This window comes from Paenibacillus sp. TSA_86.1 (assembly GCF_052691815.1).
In genome coordinates, this window is the sequence record NZ_JBQZGE010000001.1 from 919,329 (window position 1) to 941,365 (window position 22,037).

A 22,037-nucleotide genomic window follows, 5' to 3' on the forward strand; every position below is an offset into this window, starting at 1 on the left:
TAAACTGTATATGTTGGGCAAGCCGATGGCTGAAAACCATATCCACGCACACAAAAAGAGAGCTTATTGCTCTCTTTTTGTGTGCCAATATATTGGCCAAACCTGATTTGTAACGAAATCCTTAGGATTGTGCGAAGATTCAGACTAAGCAGGTGAGTCACTGGAATGTTGTTTAAGTCTTGCATAGTAACTGCGATTACGAATCCCGGCAAATACGTTATAGGCACCCATCACCAGAAAAAGCGCTTCCACAATGACAGATAGCGTAGAACCGGTGAAAACAAACATCAGGATCAGTGCGAGAATGATGAGCATGCAGCCCATCCAGATATTCGTCCAGGAACGATACAAACCCGCAACATGGTTGTCGGGAGCCCGGCGTGAACGAATGCTGTTCAGCGCAGAACAGATCATAGCGATGGCGAAGAGGGCGATCAGCACATACTTGAATACTTCGATCAACACGCAGAAGCAACTCCTTTTCTGAAAAAAGACTGCCCTTATTGTATCATGTGCACATGCAGACAAGGGCAGTTTTTTGCAGTTTTCGGAATTATACGGGAACATGCATGCGAATCTGTACCCACACTTGCAAAACACCTTCCATGACAAGCATGGTTTTGACCTGAACGGAGTACTCTTTTTCTCTGACTTTGTAAATTTTCTGGTTAAGCATAATACGTGTCATTTTGCTGTATTCGTCGATGTTAAAAACATCCCTGCCTCGCAGGACTTCAAGCTCGTCCCCGAGTTTTTGCAGCATTAATTTCAGCGAAGCCTCGTCTGGGCCTTTGTCGGATTCTTCGGCACGAACTTTGATCTCTTTGATGACCGTTTGACGTTTACTGTATTTTTTCAGTGTTTTGATATCTTCCTCGTTCTGGTGCAGCTGTAGCTGCAGCTCCTGATTATTCAGCCACAGTTTGTTGTAACTAAGATGAAAAACACCGTTATACACGACACATCCAGCAATCATTCCCAGCACGAATACGGCAGTCATGCGCATCAGCGGGCGGTAACGGGAGAAGGGAGGCAGTCTCATGCGGGGTCATCATGGATCATCTTCATCTAACTCCGGCCTCCACCGCACACCCATTTCACCAGTTCGGTTCCCATATGTGCACCCATAAAGGCTGAGATTAGGTACAGGATTTGTTTGACTGCCGGTGACAGGTTCCCATCCAGAAAATTACTCTCAATCACACGCATCGGGTCGATCGTACCGCCTACTGCGGCAGCGAGTGCCCATATTTTGATCTTGCCGGAAATATCGAGCATCGTTTGGGTGGGAGGCTGGAGAGAGATGACAGCCCCTATACCTCCAATCATCGCGCCGCCCAGCACGATTCCGAATGCAATAAAAAAATCAAGAATGGCTTTGGATAAAAAAGTGCTCACCCGTAACACCCCTTTCAGACCCAGCAGTCTACCTCCTGTCTTTGGTTAGCAACAGAGGAAGCAGCTTGTACTTCTAATGTATGGGCGAGCCCCCTGACGTTATGATAAAATAGAATAATAAACTCTTTTATTTAGATAGAGATTTCAATTTTAGCGGGAACATTCATGTAGGTGCATATTTACGCGAACTTCGATGATTCGGATTTTGCGCATTATAAAGTACACTACGGCGGCACATAGCATCAATGATGAGAGCTGCCACTGTAAGCGGGGAAAGGAAGTAAAAAAACATGAGTTCTTTTGTGCATTTGCATGTTCACAGTGAATATAGTTTGCTGGACGGCGCTGCGCGTATTCCGGATCTCGTGGATAAAGCCGCAGATCTGGGAATGACGACACTTGCGCTGACCGATCATGGCGTGATGTATGGTGCTATTCCATTTTATAAAGCCTGCATAGCACGGGGAATTAAACCGATTATCGGCTGTGAAGCATATATGACGGCGGGTTCTCGCAAAGAACGGGGGAGCCGGAAGGATCAACCGATTCATCATTTGATTTTGCTGGCGAAGAATATGACCGGTTATCGTAACCTGATGAAGCTGTGTTCCATTGGACATCTGGAGGGTTTCCATTACAAACCACGTATCGACATGGAGAGTCTGGCAGCGCATCATGAGGGGATTATCTGTCTAAGCGCTTGTTTGGGCGGCGAAGTTCCCCAACATCTGTTACATGGACGTGAAGATGAGGCGCGCCGTGCGGCAATGCGTTACAAAAATATTTTTGGCTTCGATTTTTATCTGGAACTGCAGGATCACGGGCTGGCTGAGCAAAAAAGAGTCAACCCCCAGCTGATCAAGCTCGCAGCTGAACTGGAAATTCCACTTGTGGCAACGAATGATGCCCATTATTTATCGGAAAACGATGCAGAGTTGCAGGACGTGCTGATCTGTATCGGAACAGGCAAAACCGTTGACGACGAGACACGTTTGCAGATCGGAACGAACCAACTGTTCTTGAAGAGCGCAGAGCAAATGGCTCGCCTGTTTCCTCATGTGCCGGAGGCCATTACCAACACGGTGCGTATCGCAGATTCTTGTGAACTGGAGCTGGAGTTTGGCAAATCCATTTTGCCGGAATACCGTCCGTTGCCTGAAGGTCTGAGTCCATCAGCGTATCTGCGTCAATTGTGTGAGGAAGGCATGAACGCACGTTATGCCAATTCTGATCGCTGGAACGATGAGGTGCTCCGAACAGAGCTGGACCAACGGCTGGACTATGAGCTGCGTGTTATCGACAGCATGGGGTTCTCGGATTATTTCCTGATTGTGTGGGATTTTATCGCTTATGCGCACAAGCAAGGCATTGTTACCGGGCCAGGTCGGGGTTCATCGGCAGGAAGTCTGGTTGCGTATACGCTGCGTATTACGGATGTGGATCCGATGAAATACAATCTGCTCTTCGAACGTTTCCTGAATCCGGAGCGGATATCCATGCCCGATATTGATATCGATTTCAGTGATGAGCGGCGTGATGAGGTTATCGATTATGTGGCAGAAAAGTACGGCAAAGCCCATGTTGCACAAATTATTACATTTGGTACGATGGCTGCTCGGGCAGCTGTTCGTGATGTAGGGCGGGCGCTGAATGTACCCTATGGCGAAGTGGACAAGGCTGCGAAGCTGATTCCTGCACAGCTGGGTATCAACATTGAGCGTGCAATGGAAACTACGCCTGAGCTGAAGATGCTGTACGAAACGAAACCCAAGACACGTGAGCTGCTGGATATGGCGATGAAGGTTGAAGGCATGCCGCGTCATGCTTCCACGCATGCTGCGGGTGTTGTCATATCCAGGGACCCGCTGACAGATGCTGTACCCCTGCAAGAAGGTAGTGAGGGCACAGCATTAACGCAGTACTCCATGGAAAATCTGGAGTCCATCGGGCTGCTTAAGATGGATTTTCTCGGTCTGCGCACGCTCTCCATTATTGAACGGTGCTTGCGTTGGATCGGGGAGCGCGCAGAAGTCCCCGATTTTACAAGGATTGCTGACGACGACCCACTTACGTATGAGATGCTGGGACGCGGCGATACGATGGGGATATTTCAACTGGAATCTGCCGGAGTACGCCGTGTGTTGAAGGAAATGAAGCCGAGTGTGTTCGAAGATATTATCTCCGTACTGGCGTTGTATCGTCCAGGTCCAATGGAGTTTATCTCCAAATACATTCAGGGTAAGCATGGTCAGATTGAAGTGGAGTATCCACATGATGATCTGGAGTCGATTCTGAAAGATACGTACGGCATCATTGTGTATCAGGAGCAGATCATGCAGATCGCATCCCGTATGGCGGGCTTTTCCTTGGGGGAAGCGGATTTGCTTCGCCGAGCTGTTTCCAAGAAAAAACGGGAAGTACTCGATCTGGAACGAGGGCACTTTGTTCAGGGCAGTTTGAAACAGGGATATAGCGAAGCAGAAGCAGACCTCGTCTACGATATGATCGTCAAGTTTGCGAACTACGGTTTTCCGCGTGCTCACGCAGCAGCATATGGCGTGCTTGCGTTCCAAACGGCATACCTGAAGGCCCATTATCCCATCCATTTCATGGCCTCCATGCTTACTGCTGTTATGGGCAGCCATCGCAAGGTAGCCGAATATGTAGTTGAATGCCGTCACATGCAGATAGATGTGCTTCCGCCAGATGTGAATGAAAGTGGTATTTTGTTTACGCCTGTATTTACTTCATCTGCTGTGCAGGAGAAGGGTGAAGTGGGGGAATCGGGCAGTATTGAACAAAATAGTCGGAACGGGCTTGGAGAACGAGCAGAGCATGCTGAAAAACATGAACCTAACCAAACTCGCGATGATGTTTCTCATGATAATTATGGTGAACATGCGGAATACGAGGATGCTCCGTTACCGGATGATCCTGGGCCTCTCCCGGATGATCCAGAATTTATAACGAAATTCGAGAGGAATGGATCCGGGGACGATTGGCAGGCTATGTCCGCTATGGCTGACTCGGAAGGATCCGGGCATCGGTTAGATCCGGGTCTCGTGAGGGTTTCCGCATCGGATTCTGTGCAGGATCAGGAAGATCATGAAGCTATGCAGGATCGTGATGGAGTGCAGCGTACAGAGAATGCTCCGTCTGATGATGAGGCACTCAACCAGAAGCGCGATCAGGCGCAAGATGATGCCTACGACCAAAAAGCTGATCAGGTACATGGACAGATTGTGGCAAAGGCAACTGGACATTCATCAGGTACGGATCAGGGGGGAGCTTCTGAAGATGTGGAAGCGACTGAATTAAGCGGTAAAGACAGCGAAGCGGTCACCCTATGGTCTTCGGGAGCCATTCGTTTTGGGCTGGCTGCGGTGAAAAATGTAGGTACACAGGCCATGGAAAGCATCATGGCTGTCCGGCAGGAAAAACCGTTCGATAGCCTGCTCGATTTTTGTCGCCGTGTTGACCTGAGGGTGTGCAACAAACGTGTCATTGAATCGCTGATTCAGGCGGGGGCGTTTGACAGCTTGCCAGGACACCGTGCTCAATTGCTGGCGATGTTAGATGAGACGGTTGAAGCGGCTCTGAAATGGCGTAAAGAGCGTGAAGACCTGCAGATTCAGTTATTCGACTTTGTGGAGACACCAAACTGGGAGATTGAATATCCTGAAATTCCACCGTTTTCGACGAGTCAGCAGTTGGAGCTGGAACGTGAGCTGCTCGGTCTGTATCTGTCCGGTCATCCACTGGATGACTACGAAGATGTGCTCGCATCGAGCGGAGCTGACCGGATCATGGAATTAACGGAGGCGGCGGATGATACGATGACCGTCGCCGCAGGTATGGTGGTGTCTGTGAAGTCGATTACGACGAAACAGGGCAAGGCTATGGCGTTCATGGAGCTGGAAGACCAGGTGGAACGCTGTGAAGTCGTTCTCTTTCCCGAGGTATGGCGGCGGAGCCAGCAGCATGTCGGGAAAGGTGAACTTCTCGTCGTGCGTGCCAAGGTGCAGCAGCAGGACGAGGGTTTTAAGCTGCTGGCTGAGGAAGTGTCGCCGCTGACACCGGCGGCATTGGAGCAGCAGCTGCGCAGCCGCGAGCGCCGCGGCAAGCCCGGCGGCGGCAGCGCTTCGCGCCCGGCGCAGGCGGCTTCGCCGCAGCGGCCGGCGGGCGCTGGAGCCGCAGCGCAGCGCAGCAGCGCAAGCGGTGACGCTTCCGCTGCGCGCGCAAGCGGAAGCCGTGCCCCTGCTGCGACGCGCAGCGGGGCAGGCACAGGCGCCGCAGCCAGCGCAAGCGCGGGCAGTGCAGCGCCAGCGGCTAGCGCGGCGGAGCAGGGCCGCGCGCCGCGTGGGGCCGAGCAGCGGGTGTTCGTGAAGCTCACCCCGCAGGCCGAGCAGCCCGAACTGCTGGCGCGCCTCAAAGAGCTGCTCCAGCAGCACCCCGGCCCGGTGGCGACCGTACTCTTCTACGAGCAGCAGCAGAAGCTGCTCGCCCTGAGCGACGCCTACCGGATCAAACCTTCACCGGCACTGTTCTCCGAAATGGAGAGGATGCTTGGTGAAGGCACAGTCAAAATCAAATAAAGGCTGAAGCGGTTATCACTACCTTCAGCAGGGGATGTCCGCAGTTCACATCATAGAACTGCGGACATCCTTTTTTTCTATATATAGGCTCTATTTGTAGGATCTTTTATCCCTGTATCTCTGTATCCCTTCTATTCAAGCGCAGACGTTCAACAGGAGGGGTATGTTGCGCGAATATACATTTCTTCCAATTGGGAGGATCATGAGGACCGTTATTACGGTGAAAAACAGCAAAATACGGCAAAAAAGTTTATGTTATGAGGCAATATCGTCACATTGGTACGTTAGAATCGAATGATGATTTGGAAGGGAAGAAGAGCATGACTGTGTTTCGTTAGCTATTCAATTATGTACAACTGTGTACATGCACACGAACGAAGGGAGTATGGGGACTGGGATGACAAGGCGTCTTGCACTCAACCTGTACATTCGCACAATTTATGAACATTTTGGAAGTTCACTGCATACACTTGAGAACACCGAAGAACCTTGAGGTTCTCGGGGGATTGATGCGGGAGGTCGAGATATGTCATATGAGATCGCGGAAGCTATGCTGGCCCGGCGGGGTGTACAGATTGATGCTATCGCAGAAATTGTATATCGTTTGCAAAAAGGGTACCACCCGGAATTGACCATGGACGACTGTGTAACCAGCGTGAAATCCGTTTTGCAAAAAAGAGAGGTACAGTATACACTGTACACCGGTATTGCACTTGACGAACTGGCTGAAAAGAAACTTCTGCCCCAACCGCTGCAAGCCATTATGGAAGCGGATGAGTCCTTGTATGGGGTGGACGAGACTCTCGCTTTAGGAATAACGCATGTGTATGGCATGATTGGTCTGACCAGTTTTGGTTATCTCGACAAAGAAAAAATGGGCGTTATTCATGATCTGAACGAACAAAGATCGGCGGTTCATGTGTTTCTGGATGATCTGGTCGCAGGTCTTGCGGCTGCCGCCTCCGCTCGGATTGCACACAAAAATATTAAAGCCAAGAAATACACTTCTGACCGTTAAAATCCATTATTTCCATGTAGATCGTTCGATTGTTGCTTCAACCTGTTTCAGAGGATCAGGGGCGGCTATGGCTGCCCTGGAAGGTTTTGACCTATTTAAAAAGTCTGCGAATTTTATCACATCCCTATGACCTTCTCGCTTGCCAAGCAGGGATCAATGTCCCGAATCATCCGATTTTCTCCTTAAAGGTCTTGAACCCTTCCTTGCAGAAAAAAACGGAGGTATGGTATCATTAGTCCAATATACGGGCTCTGAACATTAGCTTAGGGGGCGGACATGGCATGTGGACGGTGATTTATATTGCACCGACAGCAAAGGTTGCGGACAAGATCAAGACTAAGCTTTCGGAAGAAGGTTTTCTGGTACAGACCCGTCCCATCAGTTTATCCAAGCAGCAATATGAGATTCGCGTCCCTTCTGGGGAATTGGAAGAGGTTCAGGAAGTATTGAATTCCATTCTGCATTCCTGATTCACTCGATATTGAAGTGCCTTGGCAGATAACAAAAAGTACCACCGGTACATAAGGGACTGACCGCGGAAGCGGAAAGAGGAATCGACTTGCATGTGCGTTATGCTGCTGTCCTTCCTTCTTTTTTTGTTAATCGGTTATTGCAGGTAACATCAATCGTGCAGGAGAAGCCATTGATTCTTACCTTGTATCGGCGGATTTTTTGTTGTGAATGCTGGTCAAGGTCCAAGGCTTTGCATGAGTTATAAGCGTAAGCGGTTTACCGCAGCATTGCAGATCAGGCTGATTGATACAGCGGACTGTGGCCTGCGGCCATCAAATCATTGGCTGGAGAGGTGTAGTTGTGTTCAAAGATATATTCCAAAAGAAACGGAAGTACGCCACCATACCTTCCGAGCGTGCAATTCCAGGTGAACGTCAGGAAACCATTGAGCGCCCAAAACGTGAAATACCTGAAGGGCTCATGAACAAGTGCAGCAAGTGTGGCACCATTCAATATAGCAAGGAACTGGAGAAAAACCTCAAAGTATGCCCGGCCTGCGGCTACCATATGCGTCTTAACGCCATGGAACGTATTGCAATGGTTCTGGATGAAGAAGGTTTTGTTGAGCATGATGCCGATATGGTTTCGGTTGATCCACTTGGATTCCCGGGGTACAGCAGTAAGCTGGAGCAGCAACGTCTGAAATCGGGTTTGAAGGAAGCCGTTATAACAGGAGAAGGCACGATTGAAGGTCTACCTGTTGTGGTTGCTGTAATGAGCTTTGATTTCTTCACAGGCAGCATGGGTTCTGTAGTCGGAGAGAAAATTACCCGTGCGGTTGAACATGCCATTGAGAAGAAGCTGCCTTTAATTATTTTCTCTACTTCGGGCGGTGCGCGGATGCAGGAGAGTATTCTGAGTCTGATGCAGATGGCTAAAACAAGTGCGGCTTTAGCACGTTTGGACGAGCAGGGCGGGCTGTATATTTCCGTGATTACCGATCCGACGACGGGCGGGGTTTCGGCTAGTTTCGCGAGCCTTGGCGATATTATTATCGCTGAACCTGGTGCTGTATTTGGTTTTGCGGGCAGAATTGTTATCGAGCAAACGATTCGTCAGAAGTTGCCGGATGATTTCCAGACCGCCGAATTCAACCTGCAGCATGGTCAACTGGACATGGTTGTTCACCGGAAAGAGCTTCGGTCAACCCTCGGTAAGCTTCTCGATATGCACAGTGAAAAGGGAGGGGTCTAAATGGCGGGTAGTTTGCCATATGAAGCGCCTCTGATTGAGATGCGCAAAAAGATTGAAGAACTCGTTCAGTTTGGACAGGAAAAGGGTATTGATTTTACCGAAGAGATTGCCCGTCTGGAAGAACGATATCATAGACTGGAAGAAGAGATCTATACCGGCATCACAGCGGCTCAGAAGATGCATCTGGCACGTCACCAGCAGCGGCCAACAGCGCTGGATTTGATCCAGCTTATTTTTACCGATTTCACCGAATTGCACGGTGATCGGATGTTTGGCGACGATCTTGCGGTTGTAGGCGGACTGGCCAAGCTGAATGGACAAACGGTAACGGTTCTTGGACAACAGCGCGGAAAAGACACGAAGGACAACATCGCCCGCTTTTTTGGAAGTGCTCACCCGGAAGGGTTCCGTAAAGGGCTGCGTCTGATGAAGCAGGCTGACAAATTTGGCCGCCCAATTATTACGTTTATTGATACTAAAGGAGCGTATCCGGGTAATACTGCGGAAGAGAGAGGTCAATCGGAAGCGATTGCTCGCAATTTGATGGAAATGGCTAAGCTATCGGTTCCTGTCATTGTTGTTGTCATTGGTGAAGGTGGAAGTGGCGGTGCTCTGGCTATGGCTGTAGGTAACCGGGTGCTTATGCTCGAACATGCCATCTATTCGGCGATTTCTCCGAATGGCGCGGCTTCAATTCTGTGGAAAGACGCATCCAAGGCGGATCAAGCGGCTGAAGCGATGAAAATTACTGCAAAAGACCTGCTCGAGATGGAAGTGATCGAAGAGATTATCCCTGAGCCGCGTGGCGGGGCGCACCAGGATTACGATACAGCTGCGGCAGCGATATCGGAAGCTCTTGTTCGTCATCTGGAAGAGATGAAAGGCTGGAGTGCAGAGCAGCTTAAGCAGGATCGTTATGATAAATTCCGGAAAATTGGCTCAGTAACCTTTGAAGCGCCAGCAGCTGTGGTAGAACCTGCTCGAGAAAGCGAATCTCCAGGTGAATTAGAATCACAATCCGGGTCGGAATCGTTCGAGGCAGAAGCATCGGAAGAGCATCTCAAGGCAGAGCCTGTGAGAAATTTGTCGGGAAATGCAGAATGATGTGACGAATTTCCTATACAAATGATCAAAAGTATAGTAAATTTAATAGTTGGAAAAAGAAAAATAGAGATATAAAAGTTAGACCTTAAAATCGGAGGAAACCCAAAATGCGCAAAACGAAAATTGTATGTACGATTGGCCCATCCAGTGAATCCCTGGAGAATACCAAAAAACTGATTATGGCTGGCATGAACGTAGCCCGTCTGAACTTCTCCCACGGTGATTTCGATGAGCACGGCGGACGGATCGTAGCGATTCGCCAAGCATGTGAAGAGCTGAACAAAACCGTAGCAATCCTGCTGGATACCAAAGGACCGGAAATTCGGACAGGTAAACTCGAAGTGGAGCCAATTGAATTGGTTCAGGACGAGTACATCACTTTGACAACAGAAGAAATTCTGGGAACCAAAGATCGTCTTTCCATTACGTATGCAGACCTTCCTAAGGATGTTGAAGCAGGATCTACAATTCTGATCGACGACGGTCTGATCGGACTGACTGTGGTAGAAGTACAAGGCACTGAAATCAAATGCCGTATCGTTAACGGTGGTTCAATCAAAAGCAAAAAAGGTGTTAACGTTCCAGGCGTTGCGATTTCCCTGCCAGGTATCACCGAAAAAGATGCTAACGATATCGTATTTGGTATTGAGCAAGGTGTGGACTTCATCGCAGCTTCTTTCGTTCGTAAAGCAAGTGACGTACTTGAGATTCGTGAATTGCTCGAGAAACATAACGCAGGTCACATCCAAATCATCTCCAAAATCGAAAACCAACAAGGTGTTGACAACCTGGACGAAATCCTTGAAGTGTCTGACGGCCTGATGGTTGCTCGTGGAGACTTGGGTGTAGAGATTCCTGCAGAAGAAGTGCCACTGGTTCAAAAACGCATGATCGAAAAATGTAATGTTGCAGGTAAACCGGTTATTACAGCTACACAGATGCTGGATTCCATGCAACGTAACCCGCGTCCGACTCGTGCGGAAGCAAGTGACGTTGCCAATGCGATCTTTGACGGTACAGATGCAATCATGTTGTCTGGTGAGACAGCTGCCGGTAAATATCCGGTAGAATCCGTACTGACGATGTCCCGTATTGCAGAAAAAGCAGAATCTGCTCTGCCTTACCAAGAGCTGTATCTGAAACAACGTGTTGCACAACAAACAACCGTTACTGAAGCGATCAGCCAATCCGTTGCTCTGTCCGCTCAAGATTTGAACGCAAAAGCGATCATCACTTCGACGGAATCCGGACACACGGCACGTATGATCTCCAAATATCGTCCAGAAGCTCCAATCATCGCGGTGACTACAGAAGACAGAACTTCCCGTCGTCTGGCACTGGCATGGGGTGTAACTCCAGTCAAAGGCAGATTGGTAGATTCTACGGATGCACTGTTCGAAAATGCTATTGAAGGTGGCGTGAAATCCGGTCTGGTTAAAGAAGGAGACCTGGTTGTCATTACAGCGGGTGTTCCTCTGGGCCGTTCTGGTTCGACGAACCTGATCAAAGTAAGCCAAATTCCGAACAACGCTTAAATCTAGTGCATAATTCGGAAAGCAACAGGAAAGAAGCAATGGGGCCTTATGTCCCGTTGCTTTTTTTCCATCTTCATGACACGATTCTGCGATTCCATGCGTATGAATGGTAGAGCCAAGGAGGCTGAGTACGTGCAAAAAGAGAGTAATGGTAATTGGTATACAGCCCGTCTTCGTGTACGTTATCAGGAGAGCGATCAGATGGGGGTTGTCTATCATGCGAACTACCTGAACTGGTTCGAGATCGGCCGTACCGAGATGATTCGCCAAATGGGGTATACATATCGTAAAATGGAGGAACAGGCACTGTTGCTTCCTGTAACCGGTCTGGATGTGAAGTATCATAAACCGGCGCGGTACGATGACGAGATCATCATTTTCACTCGAATCACTGCTTTTAGCGGCCTGCGCCTGAATTACGAGTACGACATAAGACGTATGCCTGAGGAACATGATGTTTCACTCGCTATCGGTGAACGGGTGTGGGCACATGATGAATCCCTCCCAGGTGAACGGTTGGTGACGGGCTCTACCCAGCATGTGTGGGTGAATACCGACTGGAAGCCGGTTAGACTGGATAAGGTCGCCTCGGAGCTGTATAACGCGCTTGAAAAGGTGTGGTTTTCAGGAAAGGAGTAACAATCAATGCGAAAATGGATGTGGGCTTTACTTTTATTAATTCCGGTGATTGAGCTGTTTGGTTTCATTCTGATGAGTGATTGGATCGGGGCCGGAAAAACATTGCTTCTTATGATTCTCACGTCCTTGATTGGTATAGCCATGTTGCAGTTTGAAGGGCGAAAGGTATTGATGGATGCCAAGCAGGAGATGGAGCGCGGTAAGGTCCCTGGGCGGAAGATGGTCGATGGTCTTTTTGTTTTTGTCGGCGGATTCCTGCTGTTGATCCCTGGTTTTGTGACCGATCTCATCGGTTTTACGTTAGTATTTCCATTAACACGTCCAGTATATCGGTTATTCTTCCTGGGCTGGTTGGAGAAAAAGATGAGAAACGGCAGCATTACATTTTATCGCCGTCCGAAATAAGAGAGCATTTATCTCGTTTAAACCAAAAGTCTCCGTTCTGCAGGAACCTTCTGCCTGAAACGGAGACTTTTTTTTACACAAGTTTAACTCGAACACGATAACGCTTGATACTCTTTAATCAGATTCATCGGACTCTGCCATTGATGATATACGTCCTCAGATCACGCAGTACATTCGCTCGATTAAAAGCATCGAGGATAACGAGACTGACTGGGCCGATAATGAGACCAAGCACGCCAAACAGCTTCAAACCAACAAACATGCCTACTAACGTTGCAAGTGGGTCCAGCCCCACACTACTCGCAAGAACCTTCGGTTCGATGATCTGCCGGGCAATGAGCAGGATGAGATAGATTACGCTAATGCCGATGCCAAGATAGATATCCCCGTTCATGAACAAATACGCCGCCCACGGTACCATGACGAGCCCTACACCAAGATAAGGAAGCAGGTCAACCAGACCAATCAGCAGGGCAATCGTAAACGCTGACTTGACTTGAAGAATGAGGAGTCCAATCATCACGAAGAGTGCTGTAATCGAAATCATGATAAGCTGAGCGCGTACATAACCGAAGAGCGCTTTTTTGAGATCAAGCCATATGTCGGAGATCGGCTTGCGAACAGAGGACGGAACCCAGCCAGATACCGTAATGCTATGACGCGTCCAGCCTTTGCTAATGAAGAAGGTAGACAGCAACACAACGATAAGAACTGCGCCCATATTAGGCAAAGAAGTCAGCAGGTTAAGGATCATATTGAAAAACCCTGTGACAAGATCGGTCACAGCTGTTCCTACTGTCTCTGTGGTTTTACTAATATTGCTATTGATGGTTTCCTGATAATTCGGGTTTTCTTTATAAAATTCGTTAATCTGAGCAATCAAACTTTGGATCGTATCGTTCTGTGTCCAGCGGACAAACGTTTCTTTGATTTCGTCCACATGCAGATCAAAGCTGGTTGTTAGTGATATGACTTCCTTAACCATGCGAGTGACGGCCGCAGACAAGATTACAGCGATTGCACCAAAATACAATATGAGGGACAAGGTTACTGCAAGCCAGCGTGGGAAACGGAGTCTGTGCTGGAGCAACTTCACGAGCGGATTCATGGCATAGGCAATAATCCAGGCAATGACAAAAGGATATAACAGCGGGAACAATAGATATATTGCTATAGCAATCAGAAGGGTAGCTACAATGACCCATAGACCGCGAAGCAGACGTTTGAGAATGATTCGATCCAAATATCACCTCTCCTTTATTCACTCAAGAGCTTATCTTATTAATATAGAGCAATCGTAAGTTTTTGAAACGCAAAAAGAACAGTCTGCAACCGTGTGCCGGAATCTTGCTTTGCACATCGTCTGCCTAAAGTATGCCTGAGTTTACCAAATTATAGCAATACATTTTTTTGATTATATTTTTGTTTCCATTCGCTAATGACTTGAATTGTTTAGCACACATTAAATGTCAACCTTGCTTGTGTAAAGGCTTTCAAAAATGCTTTATCAGTCCGATAAATATGTTTGATGTGCGAATGAACTCTCATCATGTTCACATAAACGACAAAATCCAGTATGATGATATAAGTAAATACCGATTGACAGATAATAAAACCGGATTTTGGCAACTTAGGTCATTTTTAAAATGAAACGGTTTACAAAAGAGGTTAAGTGCATTTTGGCACTGATATGACTCTGAATGATTCCTGATTTCGCTTATTTAAAGGAGAGATGTAATATGACAGCTACCAAAGGTCTGGAAGGCATCGTTGCAACAACCTCTTCGATCAGCTCTATTGTAGACGGTGTGCTTACATACCGTGGATACGATATCGATGATTTGGCCGAACATGCAAGTTTTGAAGAAGTTGCTTATTTGCTCTGGTTTGGCAAATTGCCAACAACAGATGAATTGAAGTCACTTCGTAAAAGTCTTAGCGACTACGCGCCGATTCCGAGCGAATTGATTGCACAAATTAAATTGTATCCAAAAAACATTAGCACGATGGCGGCTCTTCGTTCTGCAGTCTCCGCACTTGCGCTGTATGATGAGCAAGCGGATGAGATGACAGAGGCAGCAAACGAAAATAAAGCGGTCAAGCTACAAGCCCAACTGCCAACGATTGTGGCAGCAATCTCACGTATTCGTAAGGGGCAAGAGCCTGTGGCGCCAAAAGAAGGCGCTTCCATTGCTGAAAACTTTTTATACATGATGACAGGAGAAGAACCATCCGAAACGGCGGTAAAAGCACTTGATCAGGCACTTGTTCTGCATGCAGATCACGAACTGAATGCTTCAACTTTTGCTGCCCGCGTGACTGTGGCTACTCTGTCTGATATTTACTCAGGCGTTACTTCTGCCATTGGAGCTCTCAAAGGGCCTCTGCACGGTGGTGCAAATGAAGCTGTAATGAAGATGCTGGACGAGATTAGTACACCGGATCGTCTGGAAGCGGCTATTCAGGAGAAACTGAACAACCGCGAGAAAATCATGGGCTTTGGACACCGCGTTTACAAAAACGGTGACCCGCGTGCAAAGCATCTGCAGAAGATGTCCAAAGAACTGGGCGAGATGAATAACGATACACGTTTGTATGACATGTCCGTGAAGATTGAAGAAATCGTGACAGGTCAAAAAGGATTGAAGCCGAATGTCGACTTCTACTCCGCTTCGGTTTACACTCAACTGAAAATTGATCAAGAATTGTTCACACCGATCTTTGCAATCAGCCGTGTGTCTGGTTGGACAGCTCACATTCTGGAGCAGCTTGCTGACAACCGCATTATTCGTCCACGTGCCGAGTACACTGGTCCAACAGATCAAAAGTACGTTTCCATTGATCTTCGCTAAACGTTAACAAAAACAGTATAATCATATAGATGAGGTGAGGGGCTTGTGAATATGAGGCTGTATTGCCGAGTAGAGACGGCCCTTCCTTCCTGCAAAAATGTGGTATGCTTCATACTGTGAAACCAAAACTTAGGAGGAATTGTAATTATGAAATTAGAAAAATTTGCACTCCCAACTGAAGGCGAAAAAATTCAAATTGACAACGGTACGCTTCAAGTACCTAATAATCCAATCATTCCATTCATCGAAGGTGACGGTACAGGCCGTGACATCTGGAAAGCCGCAGTACGGGTTTTGGATGCAGCCGTTGAAAAAGCATATGATGGCAAGAAAAAAATCGCTTGGTATGAAGTGTTTGCTGGCGAAAAAGCATTCAATACATACGGAGAGTGGCTGCCGAATGATACGCTCGAAGCAATCCGTGAATACATTGTAGCAATCAAAGGACCTCTGACTACGCCAATCGGCGGCGGTATCCGTTCCCTGAACGTGGCACTGCGTCAAGAACTGGATCTGTACACTTGCCTGCGTCCTGTTCGTTATTTCGATGGTGTACCTTCCCCGGTTAAACGTCCTGAGCTGGTAGACATGGTTATTTTCCGTGAAAATACAGAGGATATCTATGCAGGGATCGAGTACGCTGAAGGTTCGGAAGAAGTGAAAAAAGTGATCCAGTTCCTGCAACAGGAAATGGGCGTTAACAAAATTCGTTTCCCTGAAACTTCCGGTATCGGTATCAAACCTGTATCTGAAGAAGGTTCGAAACGTTTGGTTCGTGCAGCGGTACAATACGCTGTTGATCACAACCGCAAGACCGTTACCTTGGTACACAAAGGTAATATCATGAAATTCACTGAAGGTGCCTTCAAAAACTGGGGTTACGAAGTGGCTGAAGCAGAATTTGGCGACAAAGTATTCACATGGGCACAATATGATCTGATCAAAGAAAAAGATGGCACAGATGCAGCAAATGCAGCACAAAAAGCAGCAGAAGATGCTGGCAAAATCATCGTAAAAGATGCCATTGCCGATATCGCTTTGCAACAAGTATTGACTCGTCCGGGTGAGTTTGATGTTATCGCAACATTGAACCTGAACGGTGACTATCTGTCTGATGCTCTTGCAGCACAAGTTGGCGGAATTGGTATCGCACCTGGTGCGAACATCAACTACGTAACTGGACATGCTATCTTCGAAGCAACACATGGTACTGCACCGAAATACGCGGATAAAGATCTCGTAAACCCTGGTTCCGTAATCCTCTCCGGCGTAATGTTGCTTGAGCACTTGGGCTGGCAGGAAGCAGCTAACCTGATCTACAAAGGGATGGAAACATCCATTAACAATAAAACGGTAACGTATGACTTTGCACGTCTGATGGATGGCGCAACTGAAGTGAAATGTTCCGAATTCGCTAACCAAATCATTAAAAACCTGTAAGGGGAGATGTGAATCGTGACTATTCAGCGCAAAAAAATCACCGTTGTTGGTGCCGGTTTTACCGGTGCCACAACTGCACTGATGCTTGCCCAGAAGGAACTTGGAGATGTTGTACTGGTTGATATTCCTCAACTGGAGAATCCGACCAAGGGTAAAGCACTCGATCTGCTGGAGGCCAGCCCGGTGCAAGGGTTCGACAGTCATATCGTGGGGACTTCCAACTATGAGGATACAGCTGGTTCGGAGATTGTGATCATTACAGCCGGAATTGCCCGTAAACCGGGCATGAGCCGTGACGATCTGGTGAATACGAATGCAGGTATCGTGAAGTCCGTGTGTGAAAATGTGAAAAAATATTGCCCTGATTCCATTGTCATTATTCTGAGCAACCCGGTAGATGCAATGACGTATGCAGCATACCAGACACTCGGTTTTCCGAAAAATCGTGTAATTGGACAGTCGGGGGTTCTCGACACTGCACGTTACTGCACGTTTATCGCACAGGAGTTAAATGTATCGGTCGAGGACGTACGCGGATTTGTGCTTGGTGGTCACGGTGACGATATGGTACCGCTTGTTCGTTATTCGAGTGTAGGCGGTATTCCAATCGATACGCTGATCCCGGCAGAGCGCATTGAAGCCATCGTGCAGCGCACCCGTGTAGGTGGCGGAGAGATTGTAAACCTGCTGGGCAACGGCAGTGCTTACTATGCTCCGGCAGCTTCACTGGTCCAGATGACCGAAGCTATTTTGAAGGACAAAAAACGTATTATTCCGGTTATCGCTTATCTTGAAGGTGAGTATGGATATCACGATCTGTTCCTGGGTGTGCCAACCGTTCTGGGTGGTAACGGAATCGAGAAGATCTTCGAACTGGAGTTGACTGCCGAAGAAAAAGCAGCGCTTGATACGTCTGCAGACTCGGTACGAAATGTCATTTCAATCGTAAATATCTAAGTTTGAAAATGATTTGAACTTGGGAATTAAGAAAAACCTCCGTAAAAACGGAGGTTTTCTTTTCTTTGGATAAGTTCCCCAGTATAATGAGATGTGATATACAGCACAGCGAATATGTTGAGGAGGATGAAAATTTTGACAATGATTATGTATCTGCTCCATATCGTCGGAGCACTGGCCATGGGATTTTATCTGATCCTGCCATTCGTGGTTGGGAAAATCCGTACAATGAGCTTGCCAGCACAGGAGGGAGCATTTGCGTCACTTCGTTCGTTGAACAAAGTAGCACAGTATGCACTTATTATCCAGCTTCTTACAGGCGGTTATTTAATGACCAAGGGTAGTTACTCCCACCTCTGGATGGCTGTTGTCGTAGTACTGCTTCTGGCTATTGCAGCCATTGGCGGAATTATGGGTAAACCGCTGCGTCTTGCAGCAGAAGGTGTAAAAAATAATAAGGATGTCACACCATACCAAAGTAAAATTCGTATGTTCAGCACGCTGCTTGCCGTGTTCTTGCTCATTATGGTGTATCTGATGGTAGAAAGATCCATTTTCTAAAATAACTCATATAAATTCATAGATTCCAGATGGTCTATGATCTTAAGGTGAAGCGTTTGCACCAGTTCAGGACAAGCGGTTAGAGCAAGATAAACGCGCTGGCTCAGTAAACCGAGCTTGCCTTCGAAAGCTGTGGCGTAAGTCCCATTACATGAACTTAATTGAATAGTTCTAACCGGTAAAACTAAACAGACAGCCTCTTGGTAGGGGCTGTCTGTTTAGTTTTGTTGATAACTTTTCCAGGTATTAGAACGTAATATTACGTAGCGGCATAGACAAGCCTGGAATTACAGTGTTCAATTAACTAACACTTCCAGCGTGCACGCGCACCGCATTACGACCATTCCGCTTGGACTCATACAGGGCATGATCGGCATTACGGAGTAATGATTCCAGCGTATCCGACTCACTGCCGGATTGGGATACGCCAAAGCTGGATGTGAGAGAAACGGACTCGCCTTGTACGTCGAGCGGTTGATTCAATAATGCAATTCGCAACTTTTCCGCGAGATTATAAGCTTGTTGGAGCGTGTTGTTTGGCAAGGCAATAACGAATTCTTCTCCTCCATAACGGGCAAATGACATCCCACTGTTCAGATAGCTATTGCACACAGTGACAACGTGAATGAGGGCCTGATCGCCGACATCATGTCCGTAGGTGTCGTTGATTCGTTTAAAGTGGTCAACATCAAACAATATAAATGAGATTGGATGATGGTTAAGCAGGGCTTCCTGAAGCAATTCCCTGCCTTTGTTCAAAAATTGAGTTCGATTGTAAATCTTGGTTAATCCATCGTAATAAGCTAGCTGCTTCAGCTGTTCCTGTAAAAAGCGTTGTTCGGTAATATCAATTAACATAATAAGAATACCTACAACCGCATTGCTACTATTGAACACATACGATGTTCTGACCTGGTAACAGACGGTTTCACCGCTTAACTGCCAGTAAAGGTCTGTTTGCAGTCCTTCTCTGTCGTATTCAACAGGAAAGGTCTCTCCTGCAAGTCTGAGCCATATGTCATTCAGGGGTTGTCCAACCATCGTTGTTTGAATATCAGGCAACATATGTCGGAGCGATCGGTTGAAATCAACGAGACGATATGAACTGTCCAGCACGAGTACCCCTTCACGCATGCTCTCAAAAATGCTATCTTTCGCAATCGGAACAATGGTTAGCAGACGTGAGGACAGAATAGCCCAAATATACATGGCAGATGTGACACACATCAGTACAGGAACAGGGTCTAAACCAAACGGGGTCACGCCGAGCAGGTACACGAATGCAGCAACCATCGGAATAATTTGCGAAACAATCAGCGTAAGCAGTTGACGACGATACATCTTTTTGGTGTGCCGCCATTGTGCGATTAATATAAGGCCAGCACATAAAAGACAGGAGAAGGTGAATGCCCCGTGCACAACATACCATTGTCCGATATCCATCGCCATGACAGGGATCGTGCTGTCCTCACGCAGCCACACTCTTTTGTAATAAAGATGGTGCCAATCATTCGTAGAAACGAGAAAAACGGTGATGGAAGGAATGATGAACAGCGCTGTCGTCAGCCATTTAGACAACTTTTTCCCGGTGTATCGAATCATTAAAATCAGACCAAGTGGAGCCGAGACAGGCATGCCAATATACTGAACGATATTCCAGAACTTCATCTGTTCAAGTGTATTACTGGCGAGACCGATCGCATATCCGAAAGTGTAGACCGAAAGGGAAGCAGTGTACAGTATGAAGATACTGGCATTTGGAAAATGCGCTCTTCTGAAATACGTATACATACACAGAAACAAGTTCAGTACCGCTGAAGTGGTCACAAGTGTAATGTATGAATTAATATGCGATTCCATGTTCAGATCTCCATGTCAATTAAATTATGTTTATACCTGTATATTTTCCATTGTACATCAGCCCCAGCTACATAGGAATCACTTTGAATCATGAAAAAGGTGGAATCACAAAAAATAAACATTCCTGACATGCTGATGTTTCAATTCCGTTGATTAATTTCCCATAAAAGTGGTAAATAACGAGTAGAAGCAGCTTATTAAACAAGCACTACTCCTGAGCTGCAGAAGAATAATCTGGTCGGTTCATGCCATCCTACAGAGTGAGACTTATGAAGAACGAAAGACAAAGAAACCTGTTGTTGGTGTCCGAGTCTTTTTCATTCCAGCATGTTCATTTTGAAAGGAGAATGTAAAATGTCTAGCACTACCCAACAAAATCAAAAAACAATGCCTGCACAGCATCAGGATCAACGTCCAGGGATCGAATCCGAGATGACCCCAAAACCGGAATTTGAGAAACCCGAGTACAAGGCGGCTGGTAAACTAATGGACAAGGTGGCTCTGATTACTGGAGGGGACAGCGGTATTGGACGGGCTGTTGCCGTGACGTATGCGAAGGAAGGCGCCGATGTAGCGATTGTATATTTGAGCGAGCATGAGGATGCGAAGGAAACGAAACGTCAGGTGGAACAGGAGGGGCGCAAGTGCATCCTCATTGCGGGTGACATCGGTGATGTGAATTTTGCCAAGAAAAGTATTCAGCAGACGGTGGATGAGCTCGGAAAACTTGATATTGTGGTTAACAATGCGGCTGAACAACATCCGCAGCAGAATCTGGAGGACATTACGCCAGAGCAACTGGAGAAAACGTTCCGCACCAACATCTTCGGAATGTTTTATGTAACACAAGCTGCTATGCCACATCTGAAACAAGGAAGTACAATCATTAATACGACATCGATTACTGCTTATCGAGGAAGCCCAACACTATTGGATTATTCGTCTACTAAAGGGGCGATTACGTCATTTACCCGCTCTTTATCGATGAATCTGATTGAAAAAGGGATTCGTGTGAACGCCGTAGCTCCTGGTCCGATCTGGACACCACTCATTCCCTCGACATTTGACGAGAAGAAAGTAAGCGAATTCGGAGCAACGCAGCCGATGAAACGTCCAGGACAGCCGGATGAGTTGGCACCAGCTTATGTGTATCTTGCTTCCGATGACTCCTCTTATGTAAGTGGACAGGTTATGCATGTGAACGGCGGAGAGGTTGTTAACGGTTAAAATATAGTCTGTAGAGGCAATTGAAAAACGGGCAGGTGTACGAAAATATCTCAAAAGCGGGACGCTTAATGGATCATAGCGTTCCGCTTTTTGGTTTCTATTCTTCCTTAAAGAAGAGGGGAGGTGGGGAGCGTCAGCTATTTTGTAACACGCGATTTACAAAAGTCTGTATCTGCGTTGATAGATCTATGATACTTTATACAGGTCTGACTATAAAGCAATGGAGTGTGTCGGACGGGAAGAAGCAAGACTTATTGCTCATTTTACATGGAAAGATATCTCATTATATGTGATATGATAGACCGGATAATATATTCGGGAGGCACTCCTATGAAAATTAGCAAACAGAACGCAGCACATTATATATGGGGAGCACAGTGTGATGGCTGGCATCTTGTTCAAGGCGAAACACTTAGTGTGATTCATGAGCGAATGCCTGCAGGTACGACGGAAACAAGACATTTACATACGAAGAGCCGTCAGTTCTTTTTTGTTCTTAGCGGTGAGGCATATATGGAGCTTGATGGAGAAATCGTAATATTGGAAGCGCACGAAGGCATTGAGATTCCACCGGGTGCCCCCCATCAGATGCAAAATCGAAGTGCGGCAGATGTAGAATTTCTTGTCATTTCACATCCAACAACACGCGGTGACCGCACCGAGCAGTGATTGAAAGGTTATTCTGCCATCATCGGAGTGGTTATATAAATATTTTGTTCAACGGATTAAAATATAACAG

The 22,037-nt window shown here is 47.1% G+C and carries 19 protein-coding genes; 14 read left to right on the forward strand and 5 right to left on the reverse strand.

Going from position 1 to position 22,037, the window contains the following annotated elements:
• Nucleotides 1–144: 144 nt before the first annotated feature.
• The 3 genes from ACUTVW_RS04285 to ACUTVW_RS04295 form a co-directional block, all read right to left on the reverse strand.
• The gene (locus tag ACUTVW_RS04285; RefSeq protein WP_445644631.1) at nucleotides 145–465 is read right to left on the reverse strand and encodes a YtpI family protein; all 321 of its coding nucleotides are present in this window, start codon (nucleotides 463–465) and stop codon (nucleotides 145–147) included.
• Nucleotides 466–553: 88 nt separating this feature from the next.
• Nucleotides 554–1,042 carry a hypothetical protein gene (locus ACUTVW_RS04290; RefSeq protein WP_445644632.1) on the reverse strand — a complete coding sequence of 163 codons (489 nt, stop codon included), beginning with the start codon at nucleotides 1,040–1,042 and terminating at the stop codon, nucleotides 554–556.
• Between the two features lie 26 nt (nucleotides 1,043–1,068).
• Nucleotides 1,069–1,398: a YtrH family sporulation protein gene (locus tag ACUTVW_RS04295; RefSeq protein WP_026081169.1), complete on the reverse strand. Its 330-nt coding sequence runs from the start codon at nucleotides 1,396–1,398 to the stop codon at nucleotides 1,069–1,071.
• 290 nt (nucleotides 1,399–1,688) lie between these two features.
• Between ACUTVW_RS04295 and ACUTVW_RS04300 the strand changes: the two genes are divergently transcribed.
• From ACUTVW_RS04300 to ACUTVW_RS04335, 8 genes are all read left to right on the forward strand, one after another.
• The gene (locus ACUTVW_RS04300; RefSeq protein WP_445644633.1) at nucleotides 1,689–5,993 is read left to right on the forward strand and encodes a DNA polymerase III subunit alpha; all 4,305 of its coding nucleotides are present in this window, start codon (nucleotides 1,689–1,691) and stop codon (nucleotides 5,991–5,993) included.
• 526 nt (nucleotides 5,994–6,519) lie between these two features.
• Nucleotides 6,520–7,011: a phosphatidylglycerophosphatase A family protein gene (locus ACUTVW_RS04305; RefSeq protein ID WP_445644634.1), complete on the forward strand. Its 492-nt coding sequence runs from the start codon at nucleotides 6,520–6,522 to the stop codon at nucleotides 7,009–7,011.
• 281 nt (nucleotides 7,012–7,292) lie between these two features.
• Nucleotides 7,293–7,481, forward strand: coding sequence for a glutamate decarboxylase (locus tag ACUTVW_RS04310; RefSeq protein ID WP_090920220.1), 189 nt, complete (start codon nucleotides 7,293–7,295; stop codon nucleotides 7,479–7,481).
• A 343-nt stretch (nucleotides 7,482–7,824) separates the two neighbouring features.
• The gene (accD, locus tag ACUTVW_RS04315; protein ID WP_445644635.1) at nucleotides 7,825–8,718 is read left to right on the forward strand and encodes an acetyl-CoA carboxylase, carboxyltransferase subunit beta; all 894 of its coding nucleotides are present in this window, start codon (nucleotides 7,825–7,827) and stop codon (nucleotides 8,716–8,718) included.
• Nucleotides 8,719–9,822 carry an acetyl-CoA carboxylase carboxyltransferase subunit alpha gene (locus tag ACUTVW_RS04320; protein WP_445644636.1) on the forward strand — a complete coding sequence of 368 codons (1,104 nt, stop codon included), beginning with the start codon at nucleotides 8,719–8,721 and terminating at the stop codon, nucleotides 9,820–9,822.
• A 107-nt stretch (nucleotides 9,823–9,929) separates the two neighbouring features.
• Nucleotides 9,930–11,357 (forward strand): pyruvate kinase, encoded by a 1,428-nt coding sequence (gene pyk, locus ACUTVW_RS04325; protein ID WP_434751961.1) that lies wholly within the window; start codon nucleotides 9,930–9,932, stop codon nucleotides 11,355–11,357.
• Between the two features lie 132 nt (nucleotides 11,358–11,489).
• Nucleotides 11,490–11,996: an acyl-CoA thioesterase gene (locus ACUTVW_RS04330; protein ID WP_445644637.1), complete on the forward strand. Its 507-nt coding sequence runs from the start codon at nucleotides 11,490–11,492 to the stop codon at nucleotides 11,994–11,996.
• Nucleotides 11,997–12,002: 6 nt separating this feature from the next.
• Complete coding sequence (locus tag ACUTVW_RS04335; RefSeq protein ID WP_167375723.1) at nucleotides 12,003–12,401, forward strand: FxsA family protein; 399 nt, start codon at nucleotides 12,003–12,005, stop codon at nucleotides 12,399–12,401.
• Nucleotides 12,402–12,525: 124 nt separating this feature from the next.
• Here ACUTVW_RS04335 and ytvI read toward each other — a convergent pair whose 3' ends face one another.
• The gene (ytvI, locus tag ACUTVW_RS04340; protein ID WP_445644638.1) at nucleotides 12,526–13,644 is read right to left on the reverse strand and encodes a sporulation integral membrane protein YtvI; all 1,119 of its coding nucleotides are present in this window, start codon (nucleotides 13,642–13,644) and stop codon (nucleotides 12,526–12,528) included.
• 496 nt (nucleotides 13,645–14,140) lie between these two features.
• Between ytvI and citZ the strand changes: the two genes are divergently transcribed.
• From citZ to ACUTVW_RS04360, 4 genes are all read left to right on the forward strand, one after another.
• A complete protein-coding gene (citZ, locus tag ACUTVW_RS04345; protein WP_445644639.1) occupies nucleotides 14,141–15,253 on the forward strand; it encodes a citrate synthase in 1,113 nt (370 codons plus the stop codon).
• A 147-nt stretch (nucleotides 15,254–15,400) separates the two neighbouring features.
• Nucleotides 15,401–16,693 (forward strand): NADP-dependent isocitrate dehydrogenase, encoded by a 1,293-nt coding sequence (gene icd, locus ACUTVW_RS04350; RefSeq protein ID WP_445644640.1) that lies wholly within the window; start codon nucleotides 15,401–15,403, stop codon nucleotides 16,691–16,693.
• Nucleotides 16,694–16,708: 15 nt separating this feature from the next.
• Complete coding sequence (mdh, locus tag ACUTVW_RS04355) at nucleotides 16,709–17,650, forward strand: malate dehydrogenase (RefSeq protein WP_445644641.1); 942 nt, start codon at nucleotides 16,709–16,711, stop codon at nucleotides 17,648–17,650.
• 135 nt (nucleotides 17,651–17,785) lie between these two features.
• Nucleotides 17,786–18,211, forward strand: a complete 426-nt coding sequence (locus ACUTVW_RS04360) for a hypothetical protein (protein ID WP_445644642.1) — start codon at nucleotides 17,786–17,788, stop codon at nucleotides 18,209–18,211.
• Nucleotides 18,212–18,511: 300 nt separating this feature from the next.
• On the opposite strand, the gene ACUTVW_RS04365 is transcribed toward ACUTVW_RS04360, so the two are convergent.
• Nucleotides 18,512–20,071 (reverse strand): histidine kinase N-terminal 7TM domain-containing protein, encoded by a 1,560-nt coding sequence (locus ACUTVW_RS04365; protein WP_445644643.1) that lies wholly within the window; start codon nucleotides 20,069–20,071, stop codon nucleotides 18,512–18,514.
• Between the two features lie 354 nt (nucleotides 20,072–20,425).
• On the opposite strand from ACUTVW_RS04365, the gene ACUTVW_RS04370 reads away from it, so the two are divergent.
• The gene (locus ACUTVW_RS04370) at nucleotides 20,426–21,298 is read left to right on the forward strand and encodes an SDR family oxidoreductase (RefSeq protein ID WP_445644644.1); all 873 of its coding nucleotides are present in this window, start codon (nucleotides 20,426–20,428) and stop codon (nucleotides 21,296–21,298) included.
• A 330-nt stretch (nucleotides 21,299–21,628) separates the two neighbouring features.
• The gene (locus ACUTVW_RS04375) at nucleotides 21,629–21,967 is read left to right on the forward strand and encodes a cupin domain-containing protein (RefSeq protein ID WP_445644645.1); all 339 of its coding nucleotides are present in this window, start codon (nucleotides 21,629–21,631) and stop codon (nucleotides 21,965–21,967) included.
• Nucleotides 21,968–22,037 lie beyond the last annotated feature (70 nt).